The organism is Streptomyces sp. NPDC047981, from assembly GCF_040653315.1.
GTDB lineage: Bacteria > Actinomycetota > Actinomycetes > Streptomycetales > Streptomycetaceae > Streptomyces.
The window spans coordinates 1-18940 of the sequence record NZ_JBEZNQ010000032.1 but is presented as its reverse complement, the minus strand read 5'-3'; the positions used below and the strand labels follow the sequence as shown (position 1 = coordinate 18940).

Sequence of the window (18940 nt, the reverse complement as noted above, 5' to 3'; positions counted from 1 at the left end):
GGCGCCCTTCGGCGTTCGGCGCGTCAGATGTCGAGCGCGTCCAGCTTGTCCAGCAGGGTCGCGTCCGCGGGGGTCACGTCCGGCTGCTCGGGGTTGTCCAGCGTGCCGTCCCGCTTCTTCGCCTTCTTGGCCGCCTTCTTCTTCGCGCGGCGCTCCTTGCGGAGTTCCACCATCGCGTAGAGCGTCGGGACCAGGAGCAGCGTCAGCAGCGTCGAGGTGATCAGACCGCCGATCACCACCACCGCGAGCGGCTGCGCGATGAAGCCGCCCTCGCCGGTGATGCCGAGCGCCATCGGGAGCAGCGCGAAGATCGTCGCCAGGGCCGTCATGAGGATCGGGCGCAGTCGGTGCCGGCCGCCCTCGACGACCGCCTCGACGACGCCCAGGCCCTGGGCGCGGTACTGGTTGATCAGGTCGATCAGGACGATCGCGTTGGTCACGACGATGCCGATGAGCATCAGCATGCCGATCATCGCCGGCACGCCCATCGCCGTGCCCGTGACCACGAGCAGACCGATCGCGCCGGTCGCCGCGAACGGGATCGACACCAGCAGGATCAGCGGCTGGATGAGCGACTTGAAGGTCGCGACCAGGAGCATGAAGACGATCGCGATCGCCGCGAGCATCGCCAGGCCCAGGTTGAGGAAGGCCTCGGACTGGTCCTCGGAGACACCGCCGATGGAGGCGGTCGCGCCCTCCGGCAGGTCGAGCGCGCTGATCTTCGACTGCAGCTCGGTGCTCACCGCGCCGGTGTTGTCACCGGTCGGCTTGGCGCTGATCGTGGCGGCCCGCGAGCCGTCGATCCGGGTCATCGAGACCGGGCCGGGGACGAGCTCGACCGTGGCGATGTCGCCGAGCTTGACCGGGCCGAACGGCAGCGCCTTCAGGCTCGCCATCGTGGTGGCCGGCTTGGCCGAGGTCAGGACGATGTCCCGCTCGGTGTCGTTCAGGATCGCCTTGCCGGCCGGGGTGCCCCGGACCGCCTGGGCGACGGCCATGCCGAGCGTCGTGTCGTCGAAGCCGAGCTCCGCCGCCTTGGCGTTCGCCTTGACGGAGATCCGCGGCACGGACTGGGAGAGGTCGCTCTGGACGTCGGTGACGTCCTTGAGCTTCGCCACCTCGGCCTTGACCTGCTCGGACGCCTTCTTCAGGGTGTCCGCGTCGGAGGCCTTGACCACCACGCTCAGGTCCTGGCTGCCGAAGCCGTCGCCGGCCGCGATCGTGGTGTCGCCGATGCCGTCGAGCTTGCCGAGCGCCGCGTCGATGGCGTCCCGGGTCTTCTCGTACGAGGCCGAGTCCTCCAGGGTCAGCTGGTACGAGGCCTGGTTGGCGCCCGTGCCGCCGCCGAAGGCGGCCATGAAGCCCGAGGAGCCGACGGTGACCTGGTAGTCCTTCACGCCGTCGGTGGCGGCGATGACCTGCTCGACCTTCTTCGCGGCCTCGTCGGCCGCCGCGAGGCTGGTGCCCGGGGCCAGCTCCTGCTTGATGCTCATGACCTCCTGCTCGCCCTGGTCGAAGAAGTTCGTCTTCAGGAGCGGGGCCATGCCGAAGGTGCCGACCAGGACGACGACCGCGATCGCCACGCTGGTGAGCCGGCGCCGGGTCGCGAACCGCAGGACCGGCACGTACAGGCGCTGCAGCTTGCTCTTGTTCTCCTTCTCCTCCGCGCGGCGCCGGGCCTCGTCCGGGTCCGCCGACGTGCCCTTGGGGGCGCGCAGGAACCAGTACGAGAGGACCGGGACGACGGTGAGCGAGACCAGGAGCGAGGCGAGCAGGGCGGCGGTGACCGTCAGGCTGAACGAGCCGAACAGCTCGCCGACCATGCCGCCGACCAGACCGATCGGCAGGAAGACCGCGACCGTGGTGAGCGTGGAGGAGGTGACGGCGCCCGCGACCTCGCGGACGGCGGTGAGGATCGCCGACTGGCGCTCCTCGCCGTAGCCGAGGTGCCGCTTGATGTTCTCCAGGACCACGATCGAGTCGTCGACGACCCGGCCGATGGCGATGGTGAGGGCGCCCAGGGTCAGCATGTTGAGCGAGAGGTCGCGGGTCCACAGCACGATCAGCGCCAGGACGACCGAGAGCGGGATCGAGACCGCGGTGACCAGTGTGGAGCGGATCGAGGTCAGGAAGACCAGGATGACCAGAACGGCCATGACGAGGCCGAGCGCGCCCTCCGTGGTCAGACCGGAGATCGACTTGGAGACGGCGGGGCCCTGGTCGGAGACGACGGTCAGCTCCGCGCCCGCGCCGAGGTCCTTGCGCAGCTCGGGCAGCTTCTCCTTGACCGCGTCGGAGATGGCGACGGCGCTGCCGTCGTTGTCCATGGTGGCCATCACGGCGAGGCTCGGCTTGCCGTTGGTACGGGTGATGGAGACCCGGGAGGCCTCCTCCTGCTTCACCTCGGCCACGTCGGCGAGGCGGACCGCCTTGCCCTGCTCGGGCTTGATCCGCAGCTCCTGGAGCTGCTGCAGCGAGGTGAAGCCGCCGCCGACCTGGACCGTGCGGCTCTTGCCGTCCTCGGAGAACGAGCCGGCCGGCACCGTGCCGCCGCCGGAGCGGATGGCCTCGGCGAGCTTGCCCACGTCGAGACCGGCCGCCGCGAGCTTGGCGTCGTCGGGGGTGACGGAGACCTGGAGGTCCTGGACACCGTCGACGGAGACCTGGCCGACACCGTCGATGTCCTCGAGGGCCGGGACGACGGTGCGCTCCAGCTGGTCGGCGAGCGCCTGCTGGTCCTTGCCGGAGGTGACCGCGAGGACGACCGTCGGGATGTCGTCGGTGGAACCGGCGACGACCTGCGGGTCGACCCCGTCGGGCAGCGCGACGCGCGCGCGGTTCACGGCCTGCTGGACGTCGGCGACGAGCTGCTTGGTGCCCTCGTCGCCGTAGTCGAAGGTGGCCATGATGACGGCGTTGCCCTCGGAGGCGGTGGACGTGACGCCCTTGATGCCGTCGACGGCCTTGATGGTGGCCTCGAGCGGTTCGACGACCTGCTTCTCGACCACGTCGGGAGACGCGCCCTGGTAGGGGGCGAGGACCGAGACCATCGGGAGCTCGATCGAGGGCAGCAGTTGCTGCTTCAGCTGCGGGATGGCTATCGCCCCGAAGACGATGGCGACGATGGACATCAGCCCGATCAGGGCCCGTTGCGCGAGGCTGAATCTGGACAGCCAGGACATGGGGTCTCTCTTCTGTGGCGTGCTCGGCAGGCGGGCGGTGATGGGTGCCCGCATACACGATCAGCCATGAGAGGCAACGGATCCTCGCCCCCGGGGCTCAATTCCTTATGCGGCGCATACCGCGTCTGGAGTACGCCGGTGTACTCCCTCACTCCACCCTTGGACGTACCAGCCCCGACTCGTAGGCCGTGACCACCAGCTGGGCGCGGTCCCGGGCGCCGAGCTTCGCCATGGTCCGGTTCACATGGGTCTTCACCGTGAGGGGGCTGACGTCCAGGCGTTCGGCGATCTCGTCGTTGGAGTGGCCGCCCGCGACGAGGACCAGGACCTCGCGCTCCCGGGTGGTGAGCGCGGCGAGCCGCTGCGAGTACCCCGGGGTCTCGTCGCCGTCGGGGTCCGAACTGCCGCCCTGGGCGAGGAACTTGGCGATCAGCCCTTTGGTCGCCACGGGCGAGAGCAGAGCCTCCCCGGCGGCGGCGATCCGGATGGCGTTGAGCAGTTCGTCCGGTTCCGCCCCCTTGCCGAGGAAGCCGGAGGCCCCGGCGCGGAGCGACTGCACGACGTACTCGTCCACCTCGAAGGTGGTGAGCATGACGATCCGTACGCCGGTCAGCTCCGGGTCGGCCGTGATCATCCGGGTGGCGGCGAGCCCGTCCGTGCCGGGCATCCGGATGTCCATCAGGACGACGTCGGCCCGGGTGGAGCGGGCGAGGGCGACGGCCTCCGCGCCGTCCGCGGCCTCGGCGACCACCTCCATGTCCGGTTCGGAGTTCACCAGCACCTTGAAGGCGCTGCGGAGCAGGGCCTGGTCGTCGGCGAGCAGCACCCGGATCGTCATGTGTCCTCCCCCGTACGGGCCGTGGCGGGCAGTATCGCCTGGACCCGGAAACCGCCACCGTAGCGGGGTGCCGCGGTCAGCGTGCCGCCGAGGGCGGTGACCCGTTCGCGCATGCCGAGCAGCCCGTGGCCGCCGGTGTCGGCGGACGGCGTCTGCTGCGGCACGCCGTCGTCGAGGACGGTGATCTCGACCGTGCGGCCGACCCGGACGACGCTCACCTCGGCCTTGGCGCCCGGGCCCGCGTGCTTGCGCACATTGGTCAGCGCCTCCTGGATGATCCGGTACGCGGCGAGGTCGACGGCCGCCGGCAGCCGCGGCGCCGTCGGGGCGCCCTCCTGCCGTTCGCCCAGCGCGCCGGTGTCGGCGCCGGCCCAGGCCAGCTCGACGGGGAGGCCCGCGTTGCGGAAGGTGCTGAGGAGCTGGTCGAGGACGGTGAGGCCGGGCGCCGGTTCGGTGGGGGCCTCGGGGTCGCCGGACTGGCGGAGCAGGCCGACGGTGGCCCGCAGCTCGTCGAGGGCGGAGCGGCTGGCGGCCCGGACGTGCCCGAGGGCCTCCTTGGCCTGGTCGGGGCGCTTGTCCATGACATGGGCGGCGACCCCGGCCTGGACGTTGACCAGGGCGATGTGGTGGGCGACGACGTCGTGCAGGTCGCGGGCGATCCGCAGCCGCTCCTCGGCGACCCGGCGGCGGGCCTCCTCCTCGCGGGTCCGCTCGGCGCGCTCGGCCCGTTCCCGTATGGCGTCGACGAAGGCGCGGCGGCTGCGCACGGCGTCACCGGCGGCCGCGGCCATGCCGGTCCAGGCGAAGACGCCCAGGTTCTCCTGCGCGTACCAGGGTGTCGGCCCGAAGAGCATCGAGGCGCCGGTGAGCACGGCCATGGTGATGAGGCCGACCCGCCAGGTGGTGGGCCGGTCGGTGCGGGCGGCGACCGTGAAGACCGCGATCACGGCGCTCATCACGACCGGCGCGGGCCGGTCGTCGACGATCAGCTCGACAAGGGTGACCGCGCCGGTGAAGGCCAGGACGGCGAGGGGGTCGCGGCGCCGCAGGACGAGGGCGGCGGCGCCGAGCACCATGAGGCCCACGCTGCCCATGTCGGGGCTGCGGTCGCCGAAGGTGGGGCCGTTCGGGCTGCCGTGCGGGTCGGCGAAGGACGCGGTGATCATGCAGACGAGCGCGCCGAGCGCGAGCGCCGCGTCGAAGGCGAGCGGGTGCTCCCGCAGCCACTGCCGGCCCCGCGGGAAGCCGCTGTCGAGGGTGGTCACGACATGCAACGGTACGGGGTGGAACGCACCGGTGCCCCGCTCCTCCGGTGGGGAGGGGCGGGGCACCGGTCCGTTCGTCGGAGAGTGCGGCTCGGCCCGGGGTCAGCCCGGGATCAGGCCGTCGTCGGAGAGCATCGCGCGGACCTCATCGAGGGTCGCGTCCGGCGCCGGAAGGATCAGCTCGGAGGGTTCGAGCGCGTCGTCGGGGAGGGTCTTGCCGATCCGGCGGACCGCGTCGAGGAGCGCGGACAGGGTCCGGCGGAAGCCCTCGTCGTCCCCCGACTCCATCTCCGCGAGCAGCTCGTCGTCCAGCTCGTTCAGCTCGACGAAGTGGCTGTCGGCCAGCTCCCACTGGCCCTCCCCCATGATCCGTACGATCATGACGCGTCCTTCGGGCTCGGTGTCGCTCGGGCTACTGCTTGTCGAAGCGGGGCTGGGACTGCTGCTGGTCCTGCGGCGCGGCCGTGCCGTTGCCGCCCTCGATGGCCTGCTTCGAGGCCGAGGGCCCTCCGGCCAGCTCCGCCTTCATCCGCTGGAGCTCAAGCTCGACGTCCGTACCGCCGGACAGCCGGTCGAGTTCGGCCTGGATGTCGTCCTTGGCCAGGCCCGACTGGTCGTCGAGCGCGCCCGAGGCGAGCAGCTCGTCGATCGCGCCGGCCCGCGCCTGGAGCTGGGCCGTCTTGTCCTCGGCACGCTGGATGGCCACGCCGACGTCGCTCATCTCCTCGGAGATGCCGGAGAAGGACTCGGCGATCCGGGTCTGCGCCTGGGCCGCCGTGTAGGTCGCCTTGATCGTCTCCTTCTTGGTGCGGAAGGCGTCGACCTTGGCCTGCAGCCGCTGGGCGGCCAGCGTGAGCTTCTCCTCCTCGCCCTGCAGCGTCTGGTGCTGCACTTCGAGGTCGCTCACCTGCTGCTGGAGGGCGGCGCGCCGGGAGAGCGCCTCACGGGCCAGGTCCTCACGGCCGAGCGCCAGCGCCTTGCGGCCCTGGTCCTCCAGCTTCGCGGACTGGCCCTGGAGCTGGTTCAGCTGCAGTTCGAGCCGCTTGCGCGAGGTCGCCACGTCGGCGACGCCCCGCCGGACCTTCTGCAGGAGCTCCAGCTGCTTCTGGTAGGAGTAATCGAGGGTCTCGCGCGGATCCTCGGCCCGGTCAAGGGCCTTGTTTGCCTTCGCGCGGAAGATCATCCCCATACGCTTCATCACACCGCTCATGGGCTTCGCGCGCCCCCTTCTGACGGACTCGGCTTCAGCTCTCCAACAGGATCCACAGTACGGTCCCTGTCTCCATTACCGCACTGTTCGGGGGCGGATGTGCTCCTCCCCAAGGACGACTGCGGGCGGGCTCTCTCCGGCCCAGGGAGTAGGTGGACCTCGGGGAAACCGTGCGTGTCGTCCGTGCGTACCCCCACAGACGCGGTCCGATACCAGATCGTTCCCGCCCGCACTGGGGTCCACACCCCCCACCACGTACTCTGGGTTCTGTGTTCCGTAGCCGTTCCAAGGAAGAGAAGGCCGCCACCGACAAGGTGAGCGTGGACTTCTCCAAGCAGCCCCGCGACCCCGAGGCCCCCAAGGGCCGCCCGACGCCGAAGCGGAGCGAGGCGCAGACCCAGCGCCGTCGCGCGGCGACGGTGCCGACCGACCGCAAGGAGGCCGCCAAGCGCCAGCGCGAGGCGCGCCGCTCCGACCTGGCCCGGCAGCGCGAGGCGCTGGCGAGCGGCGACGAGCGTTACCTGCCGGCCCGCGACAAGGGTCCGGTCCGCCGCTTCGTGCGCGACTTCGTCGACTCGCGCTTCGCCATCGCGGAGTTCTTCCTGCCGATGGCCGTGGTGATCCTCGTGCTGTCGATGGTCCGCGTCCCGGTGCTGCAGAACGTCTCGCTGCTGCTCTGGCTCGGTGTGATCGTGATGATCGTCATCGACTCGATCGGCATCTGGCTCCGGCTGAAGAAGCAGCTCAACGAGCGCTTCCCGAACGAGCCGAAGCGCGGAGCCGTGGCCTACGGCCTGATGCGTACGCTCCAGATGCGCCGACTGCGGCTGCCGAAGCCGCAGGTCAAGCGCGGAGAGCGGCCCTGAGCGCGGACAGCTCCGAGTCCGGTACGGCGGCCGGCGGTCCGTTGGCCGCCGCCTCCTCCCCGTGGCCGAGCGGGTACGGCGGGCTGCGCGAGACCGTCCGCCAGGAACTCGTGGCGCGCCAGCTCGACGAGCAGATAGCCGGGCGCTACCCGGTGGGGCAGCGGCTGCGGATCCTGGACGCGGGCATGGGGCAGGGCACGCAGGCCCTGCGGCTCGCCAGGGCCGGCCACACGGTGACCGGCCTCGAGTCCGATCCCGAGCTGCTCAAGGCGGCGCGCGAGGCGCTGGCCACCGAACCGGCCGGGATCCGCGAGCGGGTCCGGCTGATCGAGGGCGACGGCCGTGAGACGGGCGTCCACTTCCTGCCGGGCAGCTTCGACGTCGTGCTCTGCCACGGCGTCCTGATGTACGCGGACGAGCCGGACGCGCTGCTCGCCGGGCTCGCCCGGATGCTGGCGCCCGGCGGTCTGCTCTCCCTGGTGGTACGGAACGCCGACGCGCTGGCCATGCGGCCGGGGCTCGCCGGGGCCTGGTCGGACGCGCTGACCGGCTTCGACTCGGACACGTACACCGATCGCAACGGCGCGAAGGTGCGGGCCGACCGGCTCGACGCGCTGACCTCGACGCTCGCCGGGATCGCGGCGCCGCTGCACTCCTGGTACGGCGTACGGGTCTTCACCGACGGCGTGCCGGCGGAGGTCGGCCTGCCGGCCGCCGAGGAGCTGGAACGTCTGCTCACCGCAGAGGACCGCGCGGGACGGACGGAGCCGTACCGCAGGGTGGCGGCACTGCTGCACCTGTGCGGGGTCCGGGGCGGCTGAGGGGGAACCTCTGTGGGGGGAGCTTCTGCGGGCGACCTCTGTGGGGAGCTTCCGTGGGGGAACGGGGATACCGGGGCTCGGCGGGGCGGGACCCTCGGAACCCCTGATCGGACCTCTCCACCGAGCCCGAGCGATCGGTCGAAGCCGATACTCCGGACATGGACGTATCCCGCGCACGGCGCCCGCTCCTCCTCCTGACGGCCGGTGCCTGCGTCACGTCCCTGCTCGGCGGGTGCTCCTCCGGCGCAGGTCCTGACGCGGAGCGTTCCACGCAGGCGGCCGCGCCGCTCGCCGCCAACGAGCTCCAGGACGACTACCGGGCCGTGATCAAGGACGTCCTGCCGTCGGTCGTCCAGATCGACGCCACCGCCGCGCTCGGCTCGGGCGTCGTCTACGACGGCGACGGCCACGTCGTCACCAACGCGCACGTCGTCGGCGAGGAGCGGACCTTCCGGGTCACGCTGGCCACGGGCAAGGAGCCGATGCCGGCCCGCCTCGTGGCGACGTACCCCGAGCAGGACCTCGCCGTCATCAAGCTGGACTCGGTGCCGGCGGGGCTCAAGCCGGCGAGGTTCGGCGACTCGGCCGAGGTCGACATGGGGCACATCGTGCTCGCGATGGGTTCCCCGCTCGGTCTGTCCGGCAGCGTCACCCAGGGCATCGTCTCGGCGACCGGCCGCACGGTCAGCGAGGGCCGCGAGGGCGGCGGTACGGGGGCGACCATCGCGAACATGGTCCAGACGTCGGCGGCCATCAACCCGGGCAACAGCGGCGGCGCGCTGGTCAACCTGGACGGCGAGGTCATCGGCATCCCGACGCTCGCGGCCACCGATCCCGACCTGGGCGGGGGCGCGGCGGCGGGCATCGGTTTCGCGATCCCGGTCTCGATGGTGCGGACCGTGGCCGACCAGATCATCAAGGACGGCAAGGTCACCGACTCGGGCCGGGCCGCGCTGAACATCACCGGCCGGACGGTCCTCGACGACGCCTACGAACCGGCGGGCGTCGCCGTCGTGGACGCCCCGGCGAACGGGGCCGCGGGCCGGGCGGGGATCGAGCCCGGCGACGTGATCACGCGGATCGGCGACGCGGAGGTCACGACGATCACCTCGCTGCAGGAGGCGCTGGCCGGGATGAAGCCGGGGGACGCGGTGACGGTGGTGTACGAGCGGGGCGGGACGGAGGCGCAGGCGCGGGTCACGCTCGGGGAGGTGTAAGGGCAGGGCACGGCGACGGCCCCGGTTTCGGGGCCGTCGCCGGACGCGTTCGCGAGGTTCTAGCTCTCCGCCGCCTCGCGGAGGGACATCGTGTAGATCTTCGTGTCGTCCTCGAAGAGCGAGGCCTGCTCCGTGCCGCCCTCCAGGAGGTCCTTCCACACCTCACCGATCCAGGACTCGGCGTCGCCCTGGGTCGTCCAGTCCTCCGGTTCCACCGAGGGAGCGGTCTCCGTGCCGTCGGCCTTCTCGAACCGCCACGTCCATGCCATGTCCGCCTCCTGAGGCTCACCGGATGATCGGTTTCCTGCCCGCAGCGTAGCCGGGCGCGCACCCCTCGCGGTGTCGCGGGAGGATCATTGGGTGGAACTGACTCTGCTCGGCACCGGCGCCCCCCTCGGGCTCCCCCGCCCCGAATGCCCCTGCGCCGTCTGCGCGACCTCCCGCGGCCCCCAGGCGCGGGCCGCCACCGCGCTGCTCGTGGACGAGGCGCTGCTGCTCGACCTGACGCCGGGGGCCGCGCTGGCCGCCGCCCGGGCCGGGCGCTCACTGGTCGGCGTACGGCAGGTGCTGCTCACGCACCCGCACGACGGGCCCGCGGTGGAGGTGCCGGCCGGGCTTCCGACCGCCGGGCGGGTGCCGGACGGCCGGGAGTTGACGCTGATCAGCGGTCACCGGGTGCGGGCGGTGCCGATGGACTCGCCCGGCACGGGGTACGAGGTGACCTCGGCGGAGGGCGAGCGGCTGCTGTACCTGCCGCCGGGGGGCTCCCCCGCCGGTCTGCCGGACGACCACCGGCCGCCGTACGACATGGTCGTCATGGATGTCACGGGCCGTCCTGACGCGCTGGCGCGGCTGCGGGCCACCGGCGCGGTGGGGGCGAGCACCGACGTGATCGCCGTCCACCTCGACCACGACGTGCCGAACGGCCGGGAGCTGGACCGGCGGCTCGCGGCGGCCGGGGCGCGGGCGGTGCCGGACGGCACGACGCTGTACGTCGGCGAGTACCACGCGGTGCCGGACGTGCCGCGCCGCACGCTGGTGACCGGCGGTGCGCGGTCGGGCAAGTCGGTGGAGGCCGAGCGGCGCCTGGAGACCGTCCCTGACGTGCTGTACGTGGCGACGGGCGGGACCCGGGAGGAGGACCCGGAGTGGGCCCAGCGGGTGGCCCTGCACCGGGACCGGCGGCCGGGCTCCTGGCGTACCGCCGAGACCTGCGACCTTGTACCGCTCCTGACGACCGGGGGGCCCGCGCTGCTGATCGACTGTCTGTCGCTGTGGCTGACGGACGCCATGGACCGGGTGGGGGCCTGGGAGGAGGAGCGGTGGGCGAGCGGGGGGCAGGAGGCGCTGCGCAGGCGGGTCGAGGAGCTGGTGGCGGCGGTGCGGGCGACGCCCCGCACGGTGGTGGCCGTGACCAACGAGGTGGGGTCGGGTGTGGTGCCCGCGACGGCGGCCGGGCGGCGGTTCCGGGACGAGCTGGGGCGGCTGAACGCGGCCTTCGGGGACGAGTGCGAGCAGGTGCTCCTGGTCGTCTCGGGTCAGGCGCTGGTGCTGCGCGGGTAGGGTTCGATCACCCATTGGCCACAGCTTGGCCAGCAGCCGACGTCGACGTCACGAGGACGAGCCTTGAACCTGGACGACTTCTCCGATCTGATCGAGCGCCCCGACGGCGGGGTGCGGCGTGACGCCGAGGAACGCCGGGAGCGGTTGGTCGTTCCGCCCGGCGCGCTCGGCCGGCTCGACGAGCTCGGCGAGTGGCTCTCGGCGGCGCAGGGTTCGGTCAAGGTGCGGGCGGTCGAGCAGCCGAAGGTGGTGCTCTTCGCGGGCGACCACGGAGTGGCCTCGCTCGGGGTGTCGGGCCGCCCGGCCGGCACGACGCACGAGCTGGTCCGCGCGGTGCTCGACGGCGCGAGCCCGCTCGCGGTCCTCGCGCGCAGCGCGCGGGTGCCGGTGCGGGTGGTGGACGCCGGTGTCGACTGCGAGCCGGAGCTGCTGCCCGCCGAGGTGGTCCGGCACCGGGTGCGGCGCGGCAGCGGCCGGATCGACATCGAGGACGCGATGAGCGCCGAGGAGACCGAGGCGGCGGTCCGGCTCGGGGTGGCGATCGCCGACGAGGAGGCCGACTCCGGTACGGATCTGGTGGTGCTCGGCGATCTGAGCGTGGGCGGTACGACACCGGCGGCGACGCTGATCGCGGCGCTGTGCGGGACGGACGCCTCGGTGGTGACCGGCCGGGGCGGCGCGGGCATCGACGACCTGGCGTGGATGCGCAAGTGCGCGGCGGTCAGGGACTCGCTGCGGCGCGCCCGGCCGGTCCTGGGCGACCAGCTGGCGCTGCTCGGCGCGGTCGGCGGGGCGGACCTGGCGGCGATGACGGGCTTCCTGCTGCAGAGCGCCGTCCGCCGGATGCCGGTGATCCTGGACGGTGTGGTGGGCGCGGCCTGCGCGCTGGTGGCGCAGCGGGCGGCGTTCCGGGCGCCGGACTGGTGGCTGGCGGGTCAGGTGAGCGGTGAGCCGGCGCAGGCGAAGGCGCTGGACCGGATGGCACTCAACCCGCTGCTCGACCACGGCGTCACTGTGGGCGAGGGAACCGGGGCTTTGCTCGCTCTTCCCCTCGTCCAGGCCGCCGCCGCACTGGCGGCGGAGCTGCCCGAGCGCCCGGAGCCGACCACTCCGGACGAGGCGCAGGACGGCGCGTCGGACGGCGCGTCAGTCGGCGCGCCGGACAGCGTGTCGGACGAGGAGAGCTAGTCGGATCACGCGCCGGAAGCGGTGCCGCCACGCGCGGACGGCCGCTTCCGGCGCCCCGCCATGGCGAGCGATGCCCCATATGATCGCTTTTCATGGGAGAGGTCCGTTTGTCCACCGAAGGAACGCCCAGGGGCACCGCCCGTTCGCGGCGCAGCGCCGCGTTCGCCGTCTGGTACCTGCGCGCCGTCACGTTCATCAACTTCCTGAGCGCCGTGTGGGTCTCCCTCGGCCAGGACCTCCGTCGGCACAACACGGACAACTACTTCACTCCGTACATGCTGACGGCCGGCTTCGCCTCGGGCGTCTTCACGCTCTTCCTGGCGATCACCATGCGCCGCCGCAAACGCGCCGCGTGGATCCTCAACATGGTCCTCAGCGGGCTCTTCCTGCTGCTCTTCGCCTTCGCCATGTTCTTCCCCGAGATCCGGCAGCACGCCCAGAACTGGATCTCGCTCGTCCTGACCGCCGCGTTCGTCCTCGCGCTGATCCTCGGCCGCAAGGAGTTCTACGCGAAGGGCGACCGCTCCAACCCCTGGCTGGCCGCCGTCGTGGCGGTCGGCGGCCTGCTGGTCACCTCGCTGCTCGCCGCCGTCCTCGTCACCGTCACCAACACCTCCACCGGCACCTCCACCTTCCTGGAGCGCTGGCGGTACGGCGTGATGCGGCTGGTCACCCTGGCCGCCGACGACTCGCGCTTCGACGGGATCGCCACCCCCGGCTGGGTCAACGTCACCATCAACGTGCTCTCCACGCTGCTGATCATCGCCGTGCTGTACGCCGCGTTCCGCTCCCGCCGGGCCGTCGACCCGCTCACCGAGGCCGACGAGGAGAAGCTGCGGGCGCTGCTCGACAAGAACGGCGACCGGGACTCGCTCGGCTACTTCGCGCTGCGCCGCGAGAAGAGCGTGGTGTGGTCCCCGAGCGAGAAGGCCGCCGTCGCCTACCGGGTCGTCGGCGGGGTCTCGCTCGCCTCCGGCGACCCGATCGGCGACCCCGAGGCCTGGCCCGGCGCGATCGAGCCGTGGCTCGCCGAGGCCCGCGAGCACGGCTGGATCCCGGCCGTCATGGGCGCGAGCGAGGAGGCCGGCACCATCTACGCCCGGCACGGCCTGGACGCCCTGGAGCTGGGCGACGAGGCGATCGTGGAGACCGACGAGTTCACCCTCGACGGCCGCGCCATGCGGACCGTCCGGCAGGCCTTCAACCGGGTCAAGCGGGCCGGCTACGAGGTACGGATCCGGCGCCACGAGGACATCCCCGCCGACGAGATGGACGCGCTGCTGCGCAAGGCCGACGACTGGCGCGACGGCGCCACCGAGCGCGGCTTCTCCATGGCGCTCGGCCGGCTCGGCGACCCGCACGACGGGCGCTGCGTGATGCTGGAGTGCACCGATGGGGAGGGTGAGCTGAGGGCGGTGCTCTCCTTCGTGCCCTGGGGGCCGAAGGGGCTCTCGCTGGACCTCATGCGGCGCGACCGGGACGCCGAGAACGGCCTGATGGAGTTCATGGTCATCGAACTCCTGCAGCGCGCCAAGGAGATCGGGATCACCCAGGTCTCGCTCAACTTCGCCATGTTCCGGTCCGTCTTCGAACGTGGCTCGAAGCTCGGGGCGGGACCGGTGCTGAGGATGTGGCGTTCGCTGCTCAGCTTCTTCTCCCGCTGGTGGCAGATCGAGTCGCTCTACCGCGCCAACGCCAAGTACCGACCGATCTGGGAGCCCCGTTTCATGCTCTTCGAGAAGAGCGCCGACCTGCTGCGCATCGGCCTCGCCGCCGGTCGCGCCGAGGGCTTCCTGGAGGCCCCGGGACTGCTGGGGGCACCCCCTGGACGAAGTCCTTGGGGGAGGCTGCACCGCAAGCACCTGGAGGGCCGGCGGTGAAGTCCGCGCTGAAGGGCTTCGCCCACCGCGAGTGGGGGCCCCTGTACACCGCCGTACGGACGGCGCTCGTCACGAGGAGATGGCGAGCGATACCGATGACGCTGGCGGCCGTCTGCCTCACCGGCCTCTTCCAGCTGGTGCAGAGCCAGGACTGGGGCTACCAGCCGGTCCAGAACATCGGCTCGGTGCGGGCGGAGGACCCGGTCTGGCTCGCGCTGCTGCGCACCCCGCTCTCCCTCTTCGTCCCCGCGCTCGACCTGCCCGTGTGGGGCGCGCTCGCGCAGATCCTGCTGGTCTTCGGCATCGCCGAGATCTGTCTGGGCCGGTGGCGGACGCTCGCCATCGCGTACCTCGCGACGCTCGCGGGGACGCTGTACGCCCGCGTGGGCATCGCGCTCGGCCCGGACAGCCCGCTGGGGCTGCCCGCCTCCGACGCGCGGGTGGTCGACACCGGCCCCTCGGCGGCCGTGGTCGGCCTCGCGGTGTACGTCTGCTGGCGCTACCGCGCCCGGTGGACCGCGGGCCTCGTGGTGCTCGCCATGGTGGTGGAGGTGCTGATCAAACCCAACCTCGCGGGCAAGGAGCACCTCGCGGCGATCCTCGGCGTACTCCTGCTGATCGCGGTCGTCGCCTGGCGCGAGCGCCGTCAGCCCCCGCCGCCGGGATCCGACGGCGGGGAGGACCCCGAGCCCGGGGTGCGCCCCGGCACCCGTTCCTGGAAGCCGCCGATCACGTCCTGAGCGCGCCTGCGCACCTTGTCCCAGCGCCGGTCGTGCCGGTAGGTGCGCAGCCGGGACTTGGCGCGGGCGCGGTGGCGCCGGCGGTAGAGGTGACGGGACCACCAGGAGCCCGGCCGGGCGAGCCGGACGGCGCCGACGATCGCGACGAACGGCACGAGCGTCCCGATGACGGCGAGCCGGAACTTCCCCTTGACGAGGGTGATCAGAACGAAGAGGAAGTTGACGAGGAGGGTCAGGACGAGGGTGGCCCGGTTCTGCCGCTCGTCCGCGGTCAGCTCGTTGACGCCCAGCGGCGAGAAGCCGCCGAGGACCAGCACGACCAGGGCGGCGGTCAGCACGACGACCTCGACGCTCTTGCGGCCCTGGTCGCTCCAGTAGACGTCGTCGAGGTGCAGGATCAGCGCGAACTCGTCCAGGACCAGGCCCGCGCCGATCCCGAAGACCGCCGCGAAGACACAGGCCGCGACGCCTTCCCGGCCGCTGGCGACCGCGCCGAAGCCACCGACGACGGTGAGGACGACGCCCGGCACGACATGGTGGATGTGCAGCCCGCCGGCGGACTTCACATTGCCGAACGGCCCCTTCCCGGCCCGGATCATCCGCACGATGGTCCGGGTGACGAGGAAGGTGATCAGGAAGGAGGCAAGAGCGATGAGCAGCGGGAGCTTCCCCGGCTCGACAAAGTTGCGATAGAACCAGTGACCCATGCCACCTGCTTCCGATGTGCGGCTTATGCGCAATTTACAGCGTGCGGGGCTGCCATACCCTGCCCGGATGGACGGCCTGCGTTTCGCCTTCGGCACCCTCACCGTGCTCCCCGCCCGCATCACCCGCTGGGACCGGGACGCGGCGCGCGCCGGCATGCTCTGGGCCCCGGTCGCCGGCCTGGTCCTCGGCCTGTTCGCCGCCGCGCTCGGCGGGGTGCTCCTGCTGCTCGGCTCCGGACCGCTGCTCGCGGCGGTCGCCACGGCGGCCGTCCCGGCGCTGCTGACCCGCGGCCTCCACCTGGACGGGCTCGCGGACACGGCGGACGGGCTCGGCAGCGCGAAGCCCGCCGAGGACGCGCTGCGGATCATGAAGCAGTCCGACATCGGCCCGTTCGGCGTGATCACGCTCCTCTTCGTCCTGCTCGCCCAGGTCGCCGCGCTGTTCCGGCTGTACGAGGAGGGCTGGGCGTACGGCACGGTCGGCGCCGCCCTCGCCGCGACCGTCGCCCGCCTCGCCCTGACCCACGCCTCCCGCGAGGGCATCCCGGCGGCCCGCCCGGAGGGCCTGGGCGCGATGGTCGCCGGCACCGTCCCGGTCCGCGCCGCCGCCCTGGTCACGGCGGCCGTCCTCGCGGCCTGCGCCGCGACGGCCGCACTGTTCTCCCCCTACGACGCCCTCCGCCACGTCCTCGCGGCGGGCGCGGGCCTCGCCGCGGCGGCCCTGCTGCTGCGCCGCTGCGTCCGCCGCTTCGGCGGGGTGACGGGCGACGTCTTCGGCGCGGTCGAGGAGACGGCGGCGACGGCGGTGCTGGTGGCGCTGACGGTGGGGTGATCCATTCGTGACGTGGCGGCGGGCAACCTTTCGCCGCCCCGCCCGGTCATGGGGGCGTGATCCGACGCCCTTCCCTTACGGCCATGGCCGCGGCGCTCGCCGCCTCTCTGCTGCTCACCGCCTGCGAAGCGGGGGGTGCCGGACCCGAGGCGGCGCCTTCCGCGCACCCGGTCTTCGACCAGCCGCTCGAACGACAGGTCCTCGCGGCCCTGCGGCAGACGCAGGAGGCGGGCAACGCGAGTTTCACCCAGACCCTGACGTTCGAGTCGAAGAACAAGGGCAGGGCCGTCCAGACGGTCGAGGGCAGGATCGACTTCGCGAAGGGGCTCGGCGAGGCGAAGATCGCCTGGAAGATTCCCCGGGAGTTCGACGACGAGGTGAAGAACGTCATCCTCGGCCGGACGCCGGGACGCGCCCTGGGCGACACCTCGGGAAGCTACCTGATCGACCGTGAACGGATCCGCTACCGCGCGCAGTCGTCGCCGTACTGGCTCGTGTACGGCGCCGCCGACATCGCCGCGTTCGACGGAGCCGACCCGGTCGAGCATCTGCGCGGCACCGAGAGCCCGGTCGGCGGCATGCTCCTGGAGGGCATCAGCGGTGCCGCGGCGACGGAGCAGCGGGCCGTCGGCGGGGGTCGCAGCTACAAGGCCGAACTCCCGGAAGCCGTCACGCAGGACATGTTCCCCGCGGACCTGAACGACGAGCTGAGCACACCGTTGGGCAGCACCTCGGTGCGCCGGCCCGGCCATCCCCTGACCGTGTCCGTGGACGCCCGGGGCCGGATCACGCACAGCAGGGTGGACCTGTCCCGCCTGCTCGGCGAGAACGGCGTCTTCGCCGGCATGACCTCTCTGACCATGGACCTCACGCTGAGCCGGCACGGCGCGTCGCGGCCGGCCATGGCCGCCGAGGGCAAGGTCCGGCTGTCCGCGAAGACCGTGCGGCCGGTGACCGAGGTGGAGGCCGGCGGCTGTGTCGACTTCAACACCGGGCAGCGGGACAGCCAGACCGTGGTCGACGTCGACTGCCGTGATCCGCACGACGGGCGGGTGTGGGCGCAGAAGTCGCTGGGCGAGGGCCCCTACCCGGGCTCCTCGGCCGCGAAGTCCGCGGCGCGCACCGCCTGCCGCGAGGCCTACGACTCCGTTCCGTCGCGCTGGACGGGCGAGTCCTCGGAGCGGCGCCGCTACTGGTTCATGTGGTCCTCGGAGCGCGAGTGGGACGAGGCCGGCGAGGGTCGCGTCACCTGCTACGTCGTGACCCGCAAGGGCGCCGCCTAGGGAGTCCGGACACGGCCTAGAGCCTCGCGCCCGGATCGGGCGCGCGGTCCAGGCCGTGCGGGAGGGTCCCCCAGGGGTGGGCGCCCGAGCCGGGGACCGCGCAGTGGACGCGGGTGGTCGGGAGGGCGTCGCGGGGGGCCGCGTAGACCAGGTGGCAGTAGTGGTCGGCGACCGGCAGGTCGAGGCCTCGGTAGGAGTCCCAGGGGCCCTCGTAGGTGACCAGCAGGTCGGCGAGGTCGGCGTAGCCGGGGTCGGGGTGGGCGCCGTGGTTGAGGACCAGGGTGCGGGCGCCGGCCGCCCGGGCGGCGACCCCGATGCGGCGCACGTGGTCGAGCGCCTCGGGCGCGGTCGGCACCTGGTCGAGGAAGGCGCCGTCGGCTCCGTACCAGTCCCGGTGGCGCAGCAGTTCGGCCACGACCTCGCCGTGCGGGCGGCGCCCGTAGGCGGTGTCGGTGTAGCCGAGCACGCGGACGCCCGCCGCGCGGAGCCGCTGCGCGAGGGCGGCGAACGCGGGGTCGGGCGCCGTGCCCGGGCCGCTCGCCGGGTTGAGGACGACGCCGTACAGCGACGGCGCCGCCTCGACCACGGCCTCCCAGGCCTCGGGGCGGTCGGCCGGGTGCTCGTAGAAGGGCACGAGAAGGGTGGGGGTCACGAGCCTTCCTCAGACACGGTGGGCGGTCGGTCGGACGAGCAGGGCACAGGTCAGCACGGCCAGGGCGGCCGCCGCCGCACCGGCGACCAGCGCGCCGGAGGCGGGGGCGAGGGTCTGCGCCGCCGCGGCGAGCGTGCACACGACCGCGGCGCCGCGGACCGCGCCGAAGGCCTGGAGCAGCAGCCCGAGCCAGAGCACCACCCCGACGAGGAGCAGCCCGAGGAGCCCGAGACCGCCGGGCGCCGGCGACCCCGGCCAGAGCAGGGAGCCGAGGGCGGCCAGCGCGAGGAGCACGGCGAGGTAGCCGCCGAGACAGTGCGCGAGGGTTCCCGCCGCCGCCCGCCGGAACTCCCTCGCGCTGGTCAGCGTCCGAAGGCCGGCGAGGCTCTCGCGGCGGAAGCGGTGCAGCAGCCACTCGGCGGGCCCCATGGAGAGCGTGAGCGCGAGCACGGGACCCGCGCCCGTCACGAGGGCGTCGTCACCGCCCGCGTACAGCACGAGCAGTCCGGTGCCGAGCCCGAAGAGCCCGTACGGGACAGAGGCGACGAGCGGCGGACCCGAGCGACGCCGCCGACCGCCGTCCCGGCGGGAGACGGACGGGCGGGAGGCGGTCGGGCGGGAGGCGGTCCGTGCGTCGGCGGCGCCACCGGACGGGCGGGAGCCGGGGCCGCGCGATCCCGCCCGTGCGTCGGCGGC

General features: G+C 72.8%; 17 protein-coding genes and 1 pseudogene. 9 read left to right on the top strand and 9 right to left on the bottom strand.

From position 1 onward, the window contains the following. Positions 1–23: 23 nt before the first annotated feature. The 5 genes from AB0E14_RS20340 to AB0E14_RS20320 all read right to left on the bottom strand — a co-directional run bounded on the left by AB0E14_RS20340 (position 24) and on the right by AB0E14_RS20320 (position 6495). Positions 24–3182 (bottom strand): efflux RND transporter permease subunit, encoded by a 3159-nt coding sequence (locus AB0E14_RS20340; protein ID WP_362419559.1) that lies wholly within the window; start codon positions 3180–3182, stop codon positions 24–26. A gap of 148 nt (positions 3183–3330) precedes the next feature. After that, the gene (locus AB0E14_RS20335) at positions 3331–4020 is read right to left on the bottom strand and encodes a response regulator transcription factor (protein ID WP_362419556.1); all 690 of its coding nucleotides are present in this window, start codon (positions 4018–4020) and stop codon (positions 3331–3333) included. Then, positions 4017–5285 carry a sensor histidine kinase gene (locus tag AB0E14_RS20330; RefSeq protein ID WP_362419553.1) on the bottom strand — a complete coding sequence of 423 codons (1269 nt, stop codon included), beginning with the start codon at positions 5283–5285 and terminating at the stop codon, positions 4017–4019. Before AB0E14_RS20330 ends, AB0E14_RS20335 begins: the two co-directional genes overlap by 4 nt. Before the next feature lie 102 nt (positions 5286–5387). Then, positions 5388–5666, bottom strand: a complete 279-nt coding sequence (locus AB0E14_RS20325) for a hypothetical protein (protein ID WP_362419550.1) — start codon at positions 5664–5666, stop codon at positions 5388–5390. Between the two features lie 31 nt (positions 5667–5697). Then, entirely contained in the window at positions 5698–6495 is a 798-nt protein-coding gene (locus AB0E14_RS20320) for a PspA/IM30 family protein (RefSeq protein ID WP_362419547.1), read from the bottom strand. Positions 6496–6764: 269 nt separating this feature from the next. On the opposite strand from AB0E14_RS20320, the gene AB0E14_RS20315 reads away from it, so the two are divergent. The 3 genes from AB0E14_RS20315 to AB0E14_RS20305 all read left to right on the top strand — a co-directional run bounded on the left by AB0E14_RS20315 (position 6765) and on the right by AB0E14_RS20305 (position 9399). Continuing rightward, the gene (locus tag AB0E14_RS20315) at positions 6765–7361 is read left to right on the top strand and encodes a DUF3043 domain-containing protein (RefSeq protein WP_362419544.1); all 597 of its coding nucleotides are present in this window, start codon (positions 6765–6767) and stop codon (positions 7359–7361) included. 41 nt (positions 7362–7402) lie between these two features. Further along, positions 7403–8182 (top strand): methyltransferase domain-containing protein, encoded by a 780-nt coding sequence (locus AB0E14_RS20310; RefSeq protein ID WP_362419541.1) that lies wholly within the window; start codon positions 7403–7405, stop codon positions 8180–8182. A 158-nt stretch (positions 8183–8340) separates the two neighbouring features. Further along, positions 8341–9399, top strand: coding sequence for a trypsin-like peptidase domain-containing protein (locus tag AB0E14_RS20305; RefSeq protein WP_362419538.1), 1059 nt, complete (start codon positions 8341–8343; stop codon positions 9397–9399). 59 nt (positions 9400–9458) lie between these two features. Here AB0E14_RS20305 and AB0E14_RS20300 read toward each other — a convergent pair whose 3' ends face one another. Next, entirely contained in the window at positions 9459–9668 is a 210-nt protein-coding gene (locus tag AB0E14_RS20300; protein WP_362013438.1) for a hypothetical protein, read from the bottom strand. A gap of 91 nt (positions 9669–9759) precedes the next feature. Here AB0E14_RS20300 and AB0E14_RS20295 point away from each other — a divergent pair, with 91 nt between their 5' ends. The 4 genes from AB0E14_RS20295 (at position 9760) to AB0E14_RS20280 (ending at position 14770) form a co-directional block, all read left to right on the top strand. After that, positions 9760–10962, top strand: a complete 1203-nt coding sequence (locus tag AB0E14_RS20295; RefSeq protein WP_362419534.1) for a bifunctional adenosylcobinamide kinase/adenosylcobinamide-phosphate guanylyltransferase — start codon at positions 9760–9762, stop codon at positions 10960–10962. Between the two features lie 63 nt (positions 10963–11025). Further along, positions 11026–12150, top strand: coding sequence for a nicotinate-nucleotide--dimethylbenzimidazole phosphoribosyltransferase (gene cobT, locus AB0E14_RS20290; protein ID WP_362419531.1), 1125 nt, complete (start codon positions 11026–11028; stop codon positions 12148–12150). Between the two features lie 92 nt (positions 12151–12242). Continuing rightward, positions 12243–14030 (top strand): phosphatidylglycerol lysyltransferase domain-containing protein, encoded by a 1788-nt coding sequence (locus AB0E14_RS20285; protein ID WP_362419528.1) that lies wholly within the window; start codon positions 12243–12245, stop codon positions 14028–14030. Further along, positions 14027–14770 carry a hypothetical protein gene (locus AB0E14_RS20280; RefSeq protein ID WP_362419525.1) on the top strand — a complete coding sequence of 248 codons (744 nt, stop codon included), beginning with the start codon at positions 14027–14029 and terminating at the stop codon, positions 14768–14770. The genes AB0E14_RS20285 and AB0E14_RS20280 overlap by 4 nt, the downstream gene beginning before the upstream one ends. On the opposite strand, the gene AB0E14_RS20275 is transcribed toward AB0E14_RS20280, so the two are convergent. Continuing rightward, positions 14677–15477, bottom strand: coding sequence for a hypothetical protein (locus AB0E14_RS20275; RefSeq protein WP_362419522.1), 801 nt, complete (start codon positions 15475–15477; stop codon positions 14677–14679). The genes AB0E14_RS20280 and AB0E14_RS20275 overlap by 94 nt on opposite strands. 67 nt (positions 15478–15544) lie before the next feature. On the opposite strand from AB0E14_RS20275, the gene AB0E14_RS20270 reads away from it, so the two are divergent. Continuing rightward, positions 15545–16309, top strand: a complete 765-nt coding sequence (locus AB0E14_RS20270; RefSeq protein WP_362419519.1) for an adenosylcobinamide-GDP ribazoletransferase — start codon at positions 15545–15547, stop codon at positions 16307–16309. A gap of 83 nt (positions 16310–16392) precedes the next feature. Further along, positions 16393–17592, top strand: coding sequence for a septum formation family protein (locus AB0E14_RS20265; RefSeq protein WP_362419516.1), 1200 nt, complete (start codon positions 16393–16395; stop codon positions 17590–17592). Positions 17593–17608: 16 nt separating this feature from the next. Here the strand turns inward: AB0E14_RS20265 and AB0E14_RS20260 are convergent, their stop codons facing one another. Both AB0E14_RS20260 and AB0E14_RS20255 read right to left on the bottom strand, forming a co-directional pair. Continuing rightward, positions 17609–18244: a spherulation-specific family 4 protein gene (locus AB0E14_RS20260; protein WP_362419513.1), complete on the bottom strand. Its 636-nt coding sequence runs from the start codon at positions 18242–18244 to the stop codon at positions 17609–17611. Between the two features lie 9 nt (positions 18245–18253). After that, positions 18254–18940: pseudogene (locus tag AB0E14_RS20255) on the bottom strand (hypothetical protein); the annotation flags it as partial.